At 63.3% G+C, this 14,619-nt stretch carries 13 protein-coding genes; 4 read left to right on the top strand and 9 right to left on the bottom strand.

Annotation, left to right across the window (positions count from 1 at the left end; translation table 11 throughout):
• Positions 1 to 21: 21 nt before the first annotated feature.
• Positions 22 to 486 (top strand): PTS sugar transporter subunit IIA, encoded by a 465-nt coding sequence (locus QQK63_RS06285; RefSeq protein WP_277825957.1) that lies wholly within the window; start codon positions 22 to 24, stop codon positions 484 to 486.
• Positions 487 to 489: 3 nt separating this feature from the next.
• On the opposite strand, the gene QQK63_RS06280 is transcribed toward QQK63_RS06285, so the two are convergent.
• From QQK63_RS06280 to cysQ, 8 genes are all read right to left on the bottom strand, one after another.
• The gene (locus QQK63_RS06280) at positions 490 to 1,926 is read right to left on the bottom strand and encodes a nodulation protein NodH (protein ID WP_277825559.1); all 1,437 of its coding nucleotides are present in this window, start codon (positions 1,924 to 1,926) and stop codon (positions 490 to 492) included.
• A gap of 3 nt (positions 1,927 to 1,929) precedes the next feature.
• Complete coding sequence (locus QQK63_RS06275; RefSeq protein WP_277825557.1) at positions 1,930 to 3,630, bottom strand: DUF5927 domain-containing protein; 1,701 nt, start codon at positions 3,628 to 3,630, stop codon at positions 1,930 to 1,932.
• Positions 3,627 to 4,637: a glycosyltransferase family 2 protein gene (locus QQK63_RS06270; protein WP_277825555.1), complete on the bottom strand. Its 1,011-nt coding sequence runs from the start codon at positions 4,635 to 4,637 to the stop codon at positions 3,627 to 3,629. Before QQK63_RS06270 ends, QQK63_RS06275 begins: the two co-directional genes overlap by 4 nt.
• An 11-nt stretch (positions 4,638 to 4,648) precedes the next feature.
• Positions 4,649 to 5,878 (bottom strand): glycosyltransferase family 4 protein, encoded by a 1,230-nt coding sequence (locus QQK63_RS06265; protein ID WP_277825553.1) that lies wholly within the window; start codon positions 5,876 to 5,878, stop codon positions 4,649 to 4,651.
• Between the two features lie 20 nt (positions 5,879 to 5,898).
• Complete coding sequence (gene galU, locus QQK63_RS06260; protein WP_277825552.1) at positions 5,899 to 6,792, bottom strand: UTP--glucose-1-phosphate uridylyltransferase GalU; 894 nt, start codon at positions 6,790 to 6,792, stop codon at positions 5,899 to 5,901.
• 120 nt (positions 6,793 to 6,912) lie between these two features.
• On the bottom strand, positions 6,913 to 8,118 hold the full coding sequence (locus tag QQK63_RS06255; RefSeq protein WP_277825550.1) for a glycosyltransferase family 2 protein: 1,206 nt from the start codon (positions 8,116 to 8,118) through the stop codon (positions 6,913 to 6,915).
• Positions 8,118 to 8,918 (bottom strand): 3-deoxy-manno-octulosonate cytidylyltransferase, encoded by an 801-nt coding sequence (locus tag QQK63_RS06250; protein ID WP_277825548.1) that lies wholly within the window; start codon positions 8,916 to 8,918, stop codon positions 8,118 to 8,120. The genes QQK63_RS06255 and QQK63_RS06250 overlap by 1 nt, the downstream gene beginning before the upstream one ends.
• Positions 8,915 to 9,724, bottom strand: coding sequence for a 3'(2'),5'-bisphosphate nucleotidase CysQ (gene cysQ, locus QQK63_RS06245; RefSeq protein ID WP_377133978.1), 810 nt, complete (start codon positions 9,722 to 9,724; stop codon positions 8,915 to 8,917). Before cysQ ends, QQK63_RS06250 begins: the two co-directional genes overlap by 4 nt.
• A 118-nt stretch (positions 9,725 to 9,842) precedes the next feature.
• Between cysQ and QQK63_RS06240 the strand changes: the two genes are divergently transcribed.
• The gene (locus QQK63_RS06240) at positions 9,843 to 10,664 is read left to right on the top strand and encodes an ABC transporter permease (RefSeq protein WP_277825545.1); all 822 of its coding nucleotides are present in this window, start codon (positions 9,843 to 9,845) and stop codon (positions 10,662 to 10,664) included.
• On the opposite strand, the gene QQK63_RS06235 is transcribed toward QQK63_RS06240, so the two are convergent.
• On the bottom strand, positions 10,631 to 11,266 hold the full coding sequence (locus tag QQK63_RS06235; RefSeq protein WP_277825543.1) for an alpha-ketoglutarate-dependent dioxygenase AlkB family protein: 636 nt from the start codon (positions 11,264 to 11,266) through the stop codon (positions 10,631 to 10,633). The two genes, QQK63_RS06240 and QQK63_RS06235, sit on opposite strands and share 34 nt — an antisense overlap.
• Before the next feature lie 181 nt (positions 11,267 to 11,447).
• Here QQK63_RS06235 and dnaK point away from each other — a divergent pair, with 181 nt between their 5' ends.
• Positions 11,448 to 13,355 (top strand): molecular chaperone DnaK, encoded by a 1,908-nt coding sequence (gene dnaK, locus QQK63_RS06230; protein WP_277825542.1) that lies wholly within the window; start codon positions 11,448 to 11,450, stop codon positions 13,353 to 13,355.
• Between the two features lie 74 nt (positions 13,356 to 13,429).
• Positions 13,430 to 14,590, top strand: coding sequence for a molecular chaperone DnaJ (gene dnaJ, locus QQK63_RS06225; RefSeq protein ID WP_277825541.1), 1,161 nt, complete (start codon positions 13,430 to 13,432; stop codon positions 14,588 to 14,590).
• Positions 14,591 to 14,619: the final 29 nt, after the last annotated feature.

Genomic DNA, 14,619 nt, shown 5'->3' with positions numbered 1-14,619 from the left:
GGGCGGCACGAAAGGGATGGGATGAACCTGTCATCGCTGTTGAAGCCGCGCGCCGTGAAGGTGCTGAGCGACGTGACCAGCAAGAAGCGCCTGATGCAGGCCATAGCGGATCAGGCGCATGACCTGATCGGTTTGCCCAGCAGCCAGATTTTCGACGCGTTGCAGGAACGCGAAAGCCTTGGGCCGACCGGCGTGGGCCATGGCGTGGCCTTGCCCCATGCCCGGCTGTCGGAATTGACCGAGGTTCACGGCGCCTTTCTGCGGCTGGAGCGGCCGATCGATTTCGACGCCGCCGACAGGCAGCCCGTCGATCTGGTCTTTGCGCTGTTCGCACCGGCCGACAGCGGCGTCGATCACCTCAAGGCGCTGGCGCTGGTGTCGCGGACGCTGCGCGATGCCGCGCTTTGTGCCAAGCTTCGGGCCAATGCCGATCCCGGCACGCTGCACACGTTGCTGACCGATCACGAATCGACCCAAGCCGCCTGACGTCTAGCGCCGGTTCCAGCGCGGAAAGCCCAGCGTCAGGTAATCCCGCCTGTAGGCGTCGATCGCGGCCTTTTCGATCTTGCCGTCATAAATGTCATCCAGCGCGATCTGGCCCGGTATCACCTCGGCGCGGGGCGCGGGCGGTTCGGTGACACCGGCGGCGCGGGCCATATCGGGCAGGGCCTGCGCCATGTCCTCCTCGGCGATCAGGGCATGGGGGGTGAGAATCTGCGCCATGCCCTGAAGGATCGCAGCCTGCGACGCCCAAGCCGCATCGATCCGCACGCTGGTTTGGCCGTCGAGGTTGGGCTTGAGGAATTCTAGAAAGGCGTGAAATGCCGCCTTTTGCTCGGCGGCGGTCCAATCCGGGCCGGGGGCCTTGCCCGGGATGGGCAGGTTATAGCGTTGGCGCATGACCTTGCGCGCCTCCTCGTAGGCGGCGCGATCATCGGGCAGGACGAACCGGCAAAACGTGTTGTAGGCCCGTTTCACGGGATGGCGCAGGACGCTGAAACTGCGGTGGCCGGGATGGTCCTTCATCCACTGGCGCAGTTCCTTTTGCGACATGCGGCGCAGCAGCGCGTCGCGCCCGACACCCCCGATCTCGCCCATCCAGTCCAGCACCGCCTGTTCCGGCGCCCCCTTGAGCGGCAGGAACAGGAGACCCGCCGTCGGATGCGCGACAAAGCCCGGCACCGCGGCGCCCCGCGTCGGTTCGGCATCGGGGCTGGCTGTCAGGCCGAAACGGTCGACATCGCGCAACGCGGCAAGCATTTCGTCGTAATTCTCGACCTTGTCGGCAAGATCGCCGGGATTCTGGCGCTTGAGCTTTCGGGAGGCGCTGTCCACGCGTCCTTCGGAACCAAGGAAGGCGGCAAGGCCGTTCAGAACCTCGGGATCGTTGATATCCTCGTAGCGAACGTGAAAGGCCGTCTGTCCCGTCACCTGCAACCCGCGCCGCAACCGATCCTGAAACCGTGCGAGCCGATCCATCAATTCGGCGAATTCGTCGGCGTCGAAGACGATCTTTGCTTCCTTGCGGTTTCTGGCATCGGTCAGGCGCCATTGGCCGGTCGCGGTGGCGATCTTGCGGCTGACGTAGCTGTCCAGTGGATTGCGCGTCAGGATCACCTTGGCGATGCGGGGGTCGGGCAGGATGCGGTCGACCACGCGGTCATCGTGGTCGTGGAACAGCCTAAACCCCGGCAGGCCGGGGGTCTGGGCGATGATCGCATCCAGAAGGCCCAGGGGATCCGCCTCCCGGCGGGCCATGTCGAAGCCGAACAGGTCGAACCGGTTGTGCTGCCCGAGGAAGGTGGGGTTGTAGACCTCCCCATGGCAGGTGATGTCGGGCAGGGCGTTCAGGCTGTCTTCGAGGTAGTTCGAGCCGGTCCGCATTTCCGCGAAGAGGACGAAGGCGTCAAAACGACGGGCGGCCATGGATCAGCGCACCAGATAGGGGCGATTGCGGTCGGCGGGCGGGCGGTATGCGCCACCTTCCTGCGGGAAATCGCCGACGGTCATGGGGTTCAGACCCTGATTCTTGAGCGCCTGAAGGAAGGTCGCAAACCCGTTGAGGTTGACCATCTTGGGTGCCGCCGTCAGGCGCAGCGCGGTTGCGCCCTCCATCGCGTCAAGGATGCCCTGCAGGTTTTCCATCGGTTCCTCGATGAATTCCGCCAGCGTCCAGATACGGATATCGGCCCGGCTGCGGACATGGCGCAGCGTGTTGACGAAATCGATCTCATGGCGCTGCATCTGTGCCGCCTCGGCGCGGATGTCGGCGAAATTGCGGTTGGACTGGAACAGGCGCACCGCCCAAGCCCCGGAAATCACCGAGATCTGGGCATTGGCGTCCTTGGCCATGAACGCGCCGGGCCGCTGGTTGTCGCGGGGGCCGAACATGAACACCTGCCGTTCGCCACGGGTGTTCCAGATCAGGTTCGTCAGGAACGCCTCGGGATTGTAATCGCGCAGCTCCGCGCAGGCCGAAAGGCAGCCGGCATAGATCGGCACATCGCCCGCGAACCTTGCGCGCGTCGGATCGAACAGGTTGCCGTGGACCGCGCTGCCGATGCGCCGGGTCAGCCACCCTTCGAAATCCTCGAACAGGTCGTTGAAGCCGTGAAACACCGAATAGGGCGCGGCGGTCTTGCCGTTTTCCCAATCGGGGTTGGGGAAACGGCTGTGCATGTAGAGACCGGGCCGCCCGCGCGTCCGACGTTCCAGCGCCTTGGAGAACACGCGGTCGATCTTGCCGGGGGCGGGTTCGGCCATGCGGGTGCCGGCCCCGTCGTCAGTCAGGAAGGTGCGGTAGAGCCGATCCGCCTTTGGCCAGATCTTGCGCGCGACGAAGCAATCGGACCGGCGTAGAAGATGCAGGTGGTCGTCGTAGAACACATGCGGTTTGCCCTGAAAATCGAACTTGGACAGCGTCAGGGAGCGACTTTCGATCGAGCGGGAATAGTTCCGCACGAGGGTCTGGTAATAGCTTTCGTCAGGGATCCAGACGAGTTTGAAGAAATTCTCGATCTTGCGGCGGTGGGGATCTTGCAAGATCGCGGTCAGGGTCTGCCGGGTCAGGCACCACCATTGGCTGCCCAGATGCGGCACGACCCCCTCGGGCATGCTGCGTTCCAGCTTGAAACGCCGCTGAAGCTCGACGAAGCGGTCGAAGAGGAACCGCTGCCGTTTCCACGAGAAGGGAAAGCGCAGCTTGAACCGTTCGTCGTTCAGGCCACCCACGGTCCAGTCGACGTCGCGGATGGTGACGCTTTCGATGAAATCGGTCATCGGGCGGGCGGCAAGATAGGCCTGCAATTCATCGACCGGCCTGAGCGGCAGGCAGGAGCCCGAAGCCAGATAGACGTGTCGCACCGAGGGAAATTCGGCGAGCAGGATTTCGGCCGCCCCCTGCGAGGCCGCCACCAAAGACCACGTCCCCCATTCGCACCGCAACCGGCGGGTAAAACGGACGTTGGGCAGATCGGCTAGAGCCTTGCGGAACCCGTCGAACCGGTCGCGGGTGACACGTTTGTCGACATGGATCACCACCGGGCAATCCCGTTCGGCCCAATGTCTGGCCACCTGTGCCGCACGGTCCAGCGCGGTGTGGCACAACATGACGAAGCCCAGCGTGCTCATGCCCAGTTCCCCTTGGACATGAGGCCCAGGATCTCGAGCTGGCGCCAGTTGATGTAGCGTTCGGACCATTTGGTCCAGAAATCGGGGCTGTTGTTCAGACCCGCGTGATAGGCCCGGTATTCGGCGGAAGCGGCATAATGCTGCCGCCGCTCCAGCTCCTCGGCGGCCTTGGTGGTGAAGGTGTCGAGGAATTTCGCGTGCAGCAAAACGCCCGAGGTCTTTTCCCCGCCCCATTCGTCATAGACGAGGTTCAGGCCGCGCGGCAAAAGCATGTGCGTGGAACTGGCGAAAGCATAGCTCTTGTGCCACTTGACCAGCGGTATCTTGTTGAGCGCCGGCGCCTTGGCGGGCTGATCCTGGAAAAACGCGCGCGCGCGCGGGCCACCCTGAATCCAGAGATTGCCGTAATCCCAATTGCGTTCGATGACGTAATTGCCGGGGTCGAACCAGCAGGCGATCTCGAACGGATCTTGCCCGTCGGTATAGGGCTGCGCCGTAATCGGACCCTTGGGATACATGTCGAGGATCATCGCCCCGAAGCTTTTGATCGAAGAGGCGTCGAGCCAGTCGGTCAGGGCGGGAATGGGGCGTGTGTCGCTGAACGGATAGACGAGGAATTCGTCCGGATCGACGACAAGGCACCAACGCTTGTGCCCGTACAGCCGCAAGAGACGGTTGATCCAATCCATCCCGAACCGCGAGCGCTTGTAGCTTTCGGGGGTGGTCCAGACCGAGCAATCGGGTTGTTCGGCAAGGAATTCGCGCGTGCCGTCATTGCTGTCGTTGTCGACGAAGAGGAAATGCGAGATCCCCCGGTCGCGGTAATAGGTCAGGAAATATTTCAGCCGCACGCGCTCGTTGCGCAAGGTGCAGAAACACAGCACGTCATGCGGGCCGATATTGTCCGTACGGTCCGCCACCGCACGCAGGGAGCGACCCTTTCGCCAGGCGCGAACAAGGTATTTCTTGCGCTCAAGGCGCAATGCATACCGTCTGACCGCCTTCATTCAACGCCCCTTTACGCTACCCCGGACAAGGCGCGGGCTACCGTTTCATGATGCTCGCCCCATGTGGTGATCCTTGGTGGGGGCAAGACAGATAATATTTCGATACCAAGACAATGTCTTTTGATAATTTCGGACCATGGATACGCGTCTGTGACGCTCCGGTAAACGGCACTCTCGCCCAAAGTTTTACGGAACACGGGCAAATCGCTGCAGATTGGCAACGCTCCGCACACGGCGGCCTCGATCGGGGGGTAGCCGTAGCCCTCGGCCAACGACGGAAAGAGCAGCGCCGTGGCGCGCGACAGATGTGCGGCAACCTCGGCGTCAGACAGCGGTCCGTGCATGTGGATGAACTGCCCGCGCAAGGGATGATCGGCCAATCTGCGCATCAGGGCCTCCACCCGCCAACCAGTCGGGCCGATGATATGAAGGTGGGGCATCCGTTCAGGCGGCAAATCGCGCGCCAGCAGTTCCCACACGTCGAGCATCATCGCGTGGTTCTTGCGTGGTTCGATGGTGCCCAGCATCACGAAATGCCGCGGATCCCGTGGCCCTGTACCGCGCGGGTGCAGATCGACGCCGAGCGGTGCCACAACAGACGCAGGGCGGTCGGGCCGATCGCGCCAATAGGTGGCTAGGTCGTCATCCGTCGCCTCGGAATTGCACAGGACCAGATCGGCACAGAGGCGGATGGTTTCTAGTCGGGCAGCGAACCGGCGCGGCATGTCTTCGGCCACCAGATCCGGATGAAGGACCGGGATGAGGTCATGCACCAGAACGGCGACGCGCGCCTGCGGGGCGGCGGCATAGGCCCCCAGCGTCCGGAGCGACAGGTTTGAATGACCGACATTGAGATAGGTTAGCGGCGCGGGGGCGGCGCGCGCGATCAGGCGGCGCAAACCCGAGGGAAGGGCACGGTCGAGCGCATGGGGACGCAAGGCGGATTCGACCCTATGCCGCGGATCAGAGCCTTTTCCGACCAGCTGCGATAGCCGATCAGCCCGCGCCGGAAGGGGCGCACCATCAAGGATGGCCAACAGGCATTCCGCGCCCCGATGATCGAGCAGAAGGTGGCCACGCGTCGAGCGCAGGATGAACCGGGTATCAGGCTGCCCCTCGGTCAAAAGATGGCGCAACCACGCCAGTTCGACCCTGTCGACACCCGTCAGGACATGGCGGCCCGTCCGGCTGACCAGCCGCGTCACGTCCAGCCAAGTCGCAACCCGGCCCCTGCCTGCCATGACAGGCACCCGCCCCTTGGTTATTCAGCGGCGCTGCGCGACGCCATCAGGTCGCCCAGATAGGCACCGAATTCGTCACGCAGGTCTTCGCGCGCAAGGCCGAAGGCGACCGTCGCCTGAAGGAAACCCGATTTGGACCCGCAATCGAACCGCTGGCCACGGAACCGGTATCCGTACACGTTGTCGGAGGCCGCGATTTCCTGTGCAATCGCGTCGGTCAGTTGCACCTCGCCGCCCGCGCCGGTCTTGATCCGGTTGAGATTGTTCATGATCTCGGGCGTCAGGATGTAGCGTCCGATCACGGCAAGGTTGGACGGCGCGGTGCCCTTGGCAGGCTTTTCCACCATCCCCTTCACCGAAACAACCGAGCCCATATCCTCCTTGATGTCGAGGATGCCGTAGGAACTGGTCTTGTCCGCAGGCACTTCCATTGCGGCGACCATGTTGCCGCCAAGCTCGGCATGGGCTTCGACCATCTGCTGCAGACAGGGCGTTTCGGCCGCGATCACGTCATCGGGCAGGATGACGGCAAAGGGTTCGTTCGCCAAAAGCCGCCGCGCACACCAGACCGCGTGGCCGAGGCCAAGGGGCTTTTGCTGACGGATATAGGCGATGGCGCCCGATTCCATCGTGGTCGCCTTCAACGCATCCAGCAGATCCTTCTTGCCCTTCTTGCGCAGCGCGCTTTCCAGTTCGGGGGCGGCGTCGAAATAATCTTCCAGCGCGGATTTCCCGCGGCTGGTGACGAAGATGAACTCGCGGATGCCCGCCGCGCGCGCCTCGTCGATGGCGTACTGGATCAGGGGCCGATCCACGAGAGTCATGATTTCCTTGGGAATCGACTTGGTGGCGGGCAGGAATCGTGTCCCCAGTCCGGCTACCGGGAAAATCGCTTTTGTGACGCGCCGCTTCATGACTTCCGCTTCCTTGTATCGACCCGTGTCATTGCGATGGGTCGGGTCGTTTTATCCTTATCGCATTATTCCTTACCTCGGAACAAAGCTGGGCGAAAGATAACCTGCGCACCAAGGATATCAGGGAGATGCCTGAAAGAGACGGGCGCGTTCGCGCGCGGCCCGACCGGCACGGCGCCAGATCTGAAACCGGGGTTCGGATCGGTCGGCAGGGCCGAACAATCCCCCCGTCTGTTCCCACCACCCGCCGTCCGTGAACGCGATCTTGTGCTTGCGGGGTGTCGGTTCCAGCATGATCAGGGCCACGGGGTGACCCATTGCGACGGCGTTTTGCGCCTCGGCACGAAGCCGTGCGGCCTGGTGCCACCATCCATCCCGGATCGACAAAGGCGGGGGCAGCGTGTCGCGGAGGGGGACAAAGCCACGCGATGGATCTGGAAGGGTCTGTAAAGGCGAAAAGTCACGGTCGAGACCCGTTTCGATACCGGATCGGAGGCTGTCGGACAGGCGGCGCATCTCGGCCGCGCCGATCTTTCGACCGCGCGCAAGCCGCAGCAGGCGCAGGCGCTGATCCTCGACGAGGGCGGTGAGGGCCGTATCTATCTGATCCGGCGCGTGTTTCCGCAGGAAAATTGCGGTGGAGGCGCCGATGTCGGTCAGATCGGTGGGCACACGGTCGGCGCGGCGGCGCGGGCTTTCGGCATAGCCGTGGTGCACCCGCAGTTCGGGGATGTAGCGCGCGACTTTCCCGGCGTACGCAAGACGGCGGGCGAGGTCTGTTTCATCGAGGTAAAAGCCAAAAACAGGGTCAAACCCGCCCAATAGGGTCACACAGCTACGCCGGATCGCCATGTTGGTACCGTGCAATTTGACGGTTTCGTCGGCACCCGGGGTGTCATCTTTGGCCAGCCAGCGATCTCGGCCCGTCCTGTCCGTCGCCATGAGCCCCCATTGCAGCGAAAGGCCATTGCGCCCGATCACAGGGCCAGTCGCGGCGGAAAGTCCCGGATCCTCGAACGCGGTCAGGGTCGCCTCGGCCCAATCGGGTTCGGGCACGGCATCGTCGTCGATGAAGGCGACAACATCACCCGCGGCCGCAACAATACCCTGATTTCGGGCGGCGGAAATATTGGCAAAGTCCTGCCGGATAAAGGTTATCCGGTCAGAAAAGGAAAGGCGGCGCGCGACGTTCAAACCATCGTCATCGGCGACAACGATCAGTTCGAACCGGGTCGAGCGCATCTGCGAGAGCGCGGTGAGGCAACGCGCCAAAGCGCGGGGGCGGGCCCAACTGACGATGACGACGCTCAGCCGCAAGGGCAGCATCAGGGAAGGCCCATCTCGGCCAGCATCGCCTCGATCCTCGGGACGTCTTCGGGATTGTTCAGTTCCCAGAATTTTCGACCCTGCGCGGCCACTTCGACACAGCGCACGACCTGTCCCGCCTCGAGGAAACGGAGCTGTTCGAGCCCTTCGAGCGTTTCAAGCGGTCCGACCGGCCAGGTCGGATAGGCGCGCAGCGCGTCGGGGCGATAGGCGTAGACGCCGACATGGTGAAACACCGGCGTGTCCGCGTCATCGGCATAGGTCTGGGCCGTGAAGGGTATGACTTCCTTGGAAAAATAAAGCGCGCGCATGCTGGCATCCGCGACGGCGGTGGTGCCACCGACACGGCCCGCAGCGCGATCGGCCTTGAGCGCGGCGAGGGTTTCGCCATCGCAGCGCAGGATCGGCGTGGCGAGCGCGGCGTCGGGATCGGCGCGCAGGCCCGCGACGAGGGCAGACAGGAACCACGGTGGGGTCAGGGGTGCGTCGCCCTGAAGATTCACAATGATTTCAACGTCATCGCCTAATTGCTCCAACGCCTCGGCGCAGCGTTCGGTGCCGTTTCTGGCTTCAGTCGAGGTCATCAGCACCTTTGCGCCAAAGGATTCGGCGTGGTCGGCGATGCGGGTGTCGTCGGTGGCGACGTAAACCGCGTCGAAGTCGGCAACCTCGCAGGCGGCGCGCCAACTGCGTTCGATCAGGGTCTTTTCAGACCCTGTTGGGCCGCGCAGGGTCGCAAGGGGTTTGCCGGGATAGCGGCTGGAGGCGTAGCGGGCGGGGATGATGCAGACGATGCTCATGCCGGTTTCAGCTCCACCCCGGGTGCGTAAGCGATGAAGAAACCGTTAGCAAAACCGGGCTTCCCGTAAATGAAAGGTTGATGATCTTCGAACCGGACCATCCGGCCGCCCGCACCGCGCAAGACGGCATCGCCGGCCGCCGTGTCCCATTCCATCGTGCGCCCGAGACGGGGGTAAAGGTCGGCCTCGCCGGTGGCGACGAGGCAGAACTTGAGCGACGACCCGGCGCTTTTGAGATCCGCCACGTCATACTGCCCGATATAGGCGTCGGTCGCGGCATCGCGGTGGGATTTGGAGGCGACGACCATAAGCGCGGCATTGTCGGGCGACCCGACACGGATTGGCGTCACGGGGCCGGAGGTTTCGGGATCGAAGGGGCCGGTTTCCTCGACGCTGGTGCCATCGGCATCGGTGTAGAACAGGCGGCCCTTGGCGGGCGCATAGACGACGCCGCGCAGGGGCACGCCGTTTTCGACCCATGCGATGTTCACCGTGAAATCGCCGCGGCGCTGGATGAATTCCTTTGTCCCGTCGAGCGGGTCGACGATCAGGAAACTGTCAGCGGTCTGGGCGTGGCTGCCGGCCTGTTCCTCGGTCACGAGGGCCAGATCGGGAAAGGCGGCGCGCAGTCGGGCCGAGATCAGGGCATCGGCGGCTTCGTCCGCCTCGGTCACGGGGCTGTCGTCGGATTTGGCCTTCACGGCGAAATCATCGGCTTCGTAGATCTGCAAGATCCGCGTGCCAGCCTCGATGGCGGCGCTGCGGAAAACCCGCATCATGCGATCATAATCCAGTTTCGCCTCCATTTGGCCTCTTTTATGTGGCAAAGGTTATCGCGTTATCGTCCCGCCAACGCGCCGGGGCAAGAGCAGGCCGCGCCGACGGTCGGCCCGGCGCAGGTGTAGTTCAAGGTTACAGGCCGTCATGTTCGAGAGCCGCCGCAGTCAATCGACCTTCAGCCTTGCCATGGCAATGCTGGAAAACAGCTTTCACGCAGGCGCGCGAAAGGTGCGGCAGACGCATCGCTACGCGATCATGGCGATCTTGATGAGCGTGCTGCAATCCATGCTGTTCATCGCGGCCTTCTACATGATGTTCACGGTTTTGGGGCAGCGGGGCGCGGCGGTGCGGGGCGATTTCATGCTCTACCTGCTGACCGGCATTTTTGCCTATCTCACGCACATCAAGGCGGTGCAGGCGATCACGGGGGCGGAGAATTCGACCTCGGCCCTGATGCAACATGCGCCGATGAACACGATGGTGGCGATCCTGTCATCGGCGTTGAGCGTGCTGTACACGCAGACGGTCAGCCTGTTGGTGATCTTGCTGATCCTGCACACGCTGTTCACGCCGATCACGATCCACAACTGGCCCGGCGCGCTGGGGATGTTCATATTGGCCTGGGGATCGGGCTGTGTGATCGGCCTGTTGTTCATGGGGTTGAAGCCATGGGTGCCGGATCTGGCCGGGATCCTGCAACAGGTCTATGTGCGGGCGAACATGATCGCGTCGGGCAAGATGTTCGTCGCGAACATGATGCCCACCGCGATCATCGGCTTTTTCGACTGGAACCCGTTGTTCCACATCATCGACCAAGCGCGGGGATTCGTGTTCGTGAATTATTTCCCGCATCATTCCAACTGGCAGTATGCGCTCTACGCGACGCTGGTTCTGATGGTGATCGGGTTCATGGGCGAAGCCTTTACCCGCCGTCACGCCTCGGACAGCTGGAACGCCGGTCGTTGATCCACGACGCGCAGCGTGAGGTTGATCCGGCCCCCGTTGCGCAACAGCGTGGAGGAGCCGGGGAGCACCCGGTCGATGCCGTGATAGGCAAGGCGCGCAGGCCCCGCCAAAAGCGCCACATCGCCGGAGCGGAGCCAGATCGACCGCGTCGGCCCACCGCGTTCGATGCCGCCAACGCGGAAGAGCGCGTCATCGCCGAGCGAGATGGAGAGGACGGGTTGGGTCAGGTCGGCCTCGTCCCGGTCCTGATGCAGGCCCATGCGGGCGGTATCGGCATACCAGTTCACCAGGCAGCATTGGGGTTGGCGGTCGCTGCCCGACAGCGCATCCCACACCCGCAGGACCGAGGCCGGGATCGGCGGCCAAGGCGGGCCCGAGGGATGCGTTGGCGCATAGCGATAGCCACGGCGATCCGAAATCCAGCCGTAATCGCCAGCCGCCGTCATGCGGACCGACATCTTTTGCCCGCGCGGCGTTTCGGGGGTGAAAAAGGGGGCTGCGGCGACCACGGCGCGTATATCTTGCACCATTTCGGCCTGATCGTCAGGCGAAAGCCAGCCGGGCCAGATTGTCACCCCGTTCAGATCCACCGTCGTTTCCATGGTTTTCCCCTGTTTTGCGGCCCCGCCCGACGCTTGCAGGGGCAAATCCACCTCCCTATATACCCTCCGAACCGGTCGGGCGTGCATCCCGGCCATATCTAACACCATCACGAAGGCGGCACCGGGGGCCATAACGGACCCGCCACCGCCTGTTCGCTTGAAGCAAAGGGACCCGACCGACATGGCCAAAGTGATTGGTATCGACCTCGGCACCACCAACTCCTGCGTCGCCATCATGGATGGCAGCCAGCCGCGCGTCATCGAGAACTCCGAAGGGGCGCGCACCACGCCCTCGATCGTAGGCTATACCGAAGACGAGCGTCTTGTCGGCCAAGCCGCCAAGCGGCAGGCCGTGACCAACCCCGAAAACACCATCTTCGCGGTCAAGCGCCTGATCGGCCGCCGCCTTGGCGATGCCGAGGTGGAGAAGGACAAGAAGCTGGTTCCCTACAAGATCGTCGATGGCGGCAATGGCGACGCCTGGGTCGAGGTGCGCGGCGAGAAATATTCGCCGAGCCAGGTTTCCGCGCAGATCCTGACCAAGATGAAGGAAACCGCCGAAAGCTACCTGGGCGAAGAGGTGACGCAGGCCGTCATCACCGTTCCCGCCTATTTCAACGACGCCCAGCGCCAAGCGACCAAGGATGCCGGCAAGATTGCGGGCCTCGAGGTGCTGCGGATCATCAACGAACCGACGGCGGCGGCGCTGGCCTATGGGCTGGACAAGAAGGAAACGCGCACCATCGCGGTCTATGACCTTGGTGGCGGTACCTTCGACATCACCATTCTGGAAATCGACGACGGCCTGTTCGAAGTGAAATCGACCAACGGGGACACGTTCCTGGGTGGTGAAGATTTCGACATGCGGATCGTCAATTATCTGGCCGACGAGTTCAAGAAAGAGAACGGCGTCGATCTGACCTCGGACAAGATGGCGCTGCAGCGCCTGAAGGAAGCGGCAGAAAAGGCCAAGATCGAGCTGTCGAGCTCGAGCCAGACCGAGATCAACCAGCCCTTCATCTCGATGGGGTCGAACGGTCAGCCGCTGCACCTGGTGATGAAGCTGACGCGGGCCAAGCTGGAAAGCCTGGTGGGCGATCTGATCACCAAGTCGATGAAGCCTTGCGCGGCCGCGTTGAAGGATGCCGGCCTGTCCAAGGGCGACATCGACGAGGTTGTTCTGGTCGGCGGCATGACCCGGATGCCGAAGGTCATCGAGGAAGTGACCAAGTTCTTCGGCAAAGAGCCGCACAAGGGTGTGAACCCCGACGAGGTCGTGGCGATGGGTGCCGCTATTCAGGCGGGCGTGTTGCAGGGCGACGTGAAGGACGTGGTTCTGCTGGACGTGACGCCGCTGTCCTTGGGCATCGAGACGCTGGGCGGCGTGTTCACCCGCCTGATCGACCGCAACACCACGATCCCGACGAAGAAGGCACAGATCTTCTCGACCGCCGAGGACAACCAGAACGCGGTGACGATCCGCGTGTTCCAGGGCGAGCGCGAGATGGCTGCGGATAACAAGATGCTGGGCCAGTTCAATCTGGAAAACATCCCGCCCGCGCCGCGCGGAGTGCCGCAGATCGAAGTGACCTTCGACATCGACGCCAATGGCATCGTGTCGGTCGGCGCCAAGGACAAAGGCACCGGCAAGGAGCAGAAGATCACCATCCAGGCCTCGGGCGGTTTGTCGGACGAGGATATCGACCGCATGGTCAAGGAGGCGGAGGAAAACGCCGACGCCGACAAGAAGCGCCGCGAATTGGTGGAAACCCGCAACCAGGCCGAAAGCCTGATCCATTCGACCGAAAAGTCGATGGAAGAGCATGGCGACAAGGTCGATCCGTCCACGATCGAGGCGATCGAACTGGCCATCAAGGCGCTGAAGGAGCAGCTGGAGACGGAAGACGCCGGCAAGATCAAGAGCGGCATCCAGAACGTCACCGAAGCGGCGATGCGTCTGGGCGAGGCGATCTACAAGGCGCAAGCCGAAGACGGCGAGGATGATGATCCGGACGCGGCACGGCCCGTGGACGACGACATCGTCGATGCCGATTTCGAAGACCTCGACGACGACCGCAAGCGCGGGTGATCGCGTGATGTGACCCTCTCGCGGCCGGCCGGGGGCGACCTTGGCCGGCACGCGCGTTCCAGGGAAGGGACAAGATGGCAAAGCGCGATTACTACGAGGTGCTTGGGGTCTCGAAAGGCGCGTCCGCCGATGAGATCAAGAAAGCCTATCGCACCAAGGCGAAAGAGCTTCACCCCGACCGCAACGCCGACAAACCCGATGCCGAGGCCCAGTTCAAGGAAGTGAACGAGGCCTATGACGTCCTGAAGGATGCCGACAAGAAGGCCGCCTATGACCGGTTCGGCCACGCGGCCTTTGACGGGGGCATGGCGGGCGGCGGCCGGTCGGGTGGATATGGCGGGCGGCCCGGACAGGGCGATTTCGCCAGCGCCTTTTCGGATGTGTTCGAAGATCTCTTTGGCGATTTCATGGGCGGCCAGCGCAGCGGTGGCGGGCGCAATCGGGCAAGCCGGGGATCGGACCTGCGCTACAACCTGCGGATCAGCCTGGAAGAGGCGTTTGCGGGTCTGACCAAGCAGATCACGGTGCCCTCTTCGGTCGCCTGCGGGTCGTGCAACGGCACCGGATCCGAGGCTGGAGCCGAGCCCACCACCTGCCCCACCTGTTCGGGCATGGGCAAGGTTCGGGCGCAGCAGGGCTTTTTCACCGTGGAACGGACCTGCCCCACCTGTTCGGGCATGGGGCAGATCGTCAAGAACCCCTGCCGGACCTGCGGCGGCGCGGGACGCCAGCAAAAGGACCGCGCCCTGTCGGTGAACATTCCCGCAGGCGTGGAGACCGGAACGCGCATCCGCCTGTCGGGCGAGGGCGAGGCCGGGATGCGCGGCGGACCGTCGGGCGATCTGTATATCTTCATCGAGGTTTCTGAACATGCGCTGTTCCAGCGGGATGGGATCGACCTGTTCTGCCGGGTGCCGGTGTCCATGACGCGCGCGGCGCTGGGTGGCGAGATCGAAGTGCCCACGATCGACGGTGGGCGCAGCCGGGTGAAAGTGCCCGAAGGCTCGCAATCAGGGCGCCAGATGCGGTTGCGCGGCAAGGGGATGCCCCAGCTGCGTGGCCCGGGCATCGGCGACATGTATATCGAGTTGGCTGTCGAGACGCCCGTCAGCCTGACGGCCGAGCAAAAAGAGCTGCTCAAGAAGTTCGAAGAGATCAGCGCCAAGTCGAACAATCCCAATGCGACCGGGTTTTTCGACAAGGTGAAGAGCTTTTGGGATGGGATGACCGGGTAAGATACCCAGCCAAGGAATTGCAAAAGGCC

Origin of the sequence: Roseicyclus marinus (genome assembly GCF_030163795.1) — a bacterium.
GTDB classification, from domain to species: domain Bacteria; phylum Pseudomonadota; class Alphaproteobacteria; order Rhodobacterales; family Rhodobacteraceae; genus Roseicyclus; species Roseicyclus marinus.
The sequence above is the reverse complement of the archived record's forward strand: the minus strand, read 5'-3'. Positions and strand labels throughout refer to the sequence as shown.

Bases quoted from the DNA above. Each gene is read 5' to 3' on its own strand.
- dnaK (WP_277825542.1), top strand. From the start codon at position 11,448: ATGGCCAAAGTGATTGGTATCGACCTCGGCACCACCAACTCCTGCGTC.
- QQK63_RS06255 (WP_277825550.1), bottom strand. From the start codon at position 8,118: ATGCTGCCCTTGCGGCTGAGCGTCGTCATCGTCAGTTGGGCCCGCCCC.
- QQK63_RS06250 (WP_277825548.1), bottom strand. From the start codon at position 8,918: ATGAGCATCGTCTGCATCATCCCCGCCCGCTACGCCTCCAGCCGCTAT.
- QQK63_RS06240 (WP_277825545.1), top strand. From the start codon at position 9,843: ATGTTCGAGAGCCGCCGCAGTCAATCGACCTTCAGCCTTGCCATGGCA.
- dnaJ (WP_277825541.1), top strand. From the start codon at position 13,430: ATGGCAAAGCGCGATTACTACGAGGTGCTTGGGGTCTCGAAAGGCGCG.
- QQK63_RS06280 (WP_277825559.1), bottom strand. From the start codon at position 1,926: ATGGCCGCCCGTCGTTTTGACGCCTTCGTCCTCTTCGCGGAAATGCGG.
- QQK63_RS06235 (WP_277825543.1), bottom strand. From the start codon at position 11,266: ATGGAAACGACGGTGGATCTGAACGGGGTGACAATCTGGCCCGGCTGG.
- cysQ (WP_377133978.1), bottom strand. From the start codon at position 9,724: ATGGAGGCGAAACTGGATTATGATCGCATGATGCGGGTTTTCCGCAGC.
- QQK63_RS06265 (WP_277825553.1), bottom strand. From the start codon at position 5,878: ATGGCAGGCAGGGGCCGGGTTGCGACTTGGCTGGACGTGACGCGGCTG.
- QQK63_RS06285 (WP_277825957.1), top strand. From the start codon at position 22: ATGAACCTGTCATCGCTGTTGAAGCCGCGCGCCGTGAAGGTGCTGAGC.
- galU (WP_277825552.1), bottom strand. From the start codon at position 6,792: ATGAAGCGGCGCGTCACAAAAGCGATTTTCCCGGTAGCCGGACTGGGG.
- QQK63_RS06275 (WP_277825557.1), bottom strand. From the start codon at position 3,630: ATGAGCACGCTGGGCTTCGTCATGTTGTGCCACACCGCGCTGGACCGT.
- QQK63_RS06270 (WP_277825555.1), bottom strand. From the start codon at position 4,637: ATGAAGGCGGTCAGACGGTATGCATTGCGCCTTGAGCGCAAGAAATAC.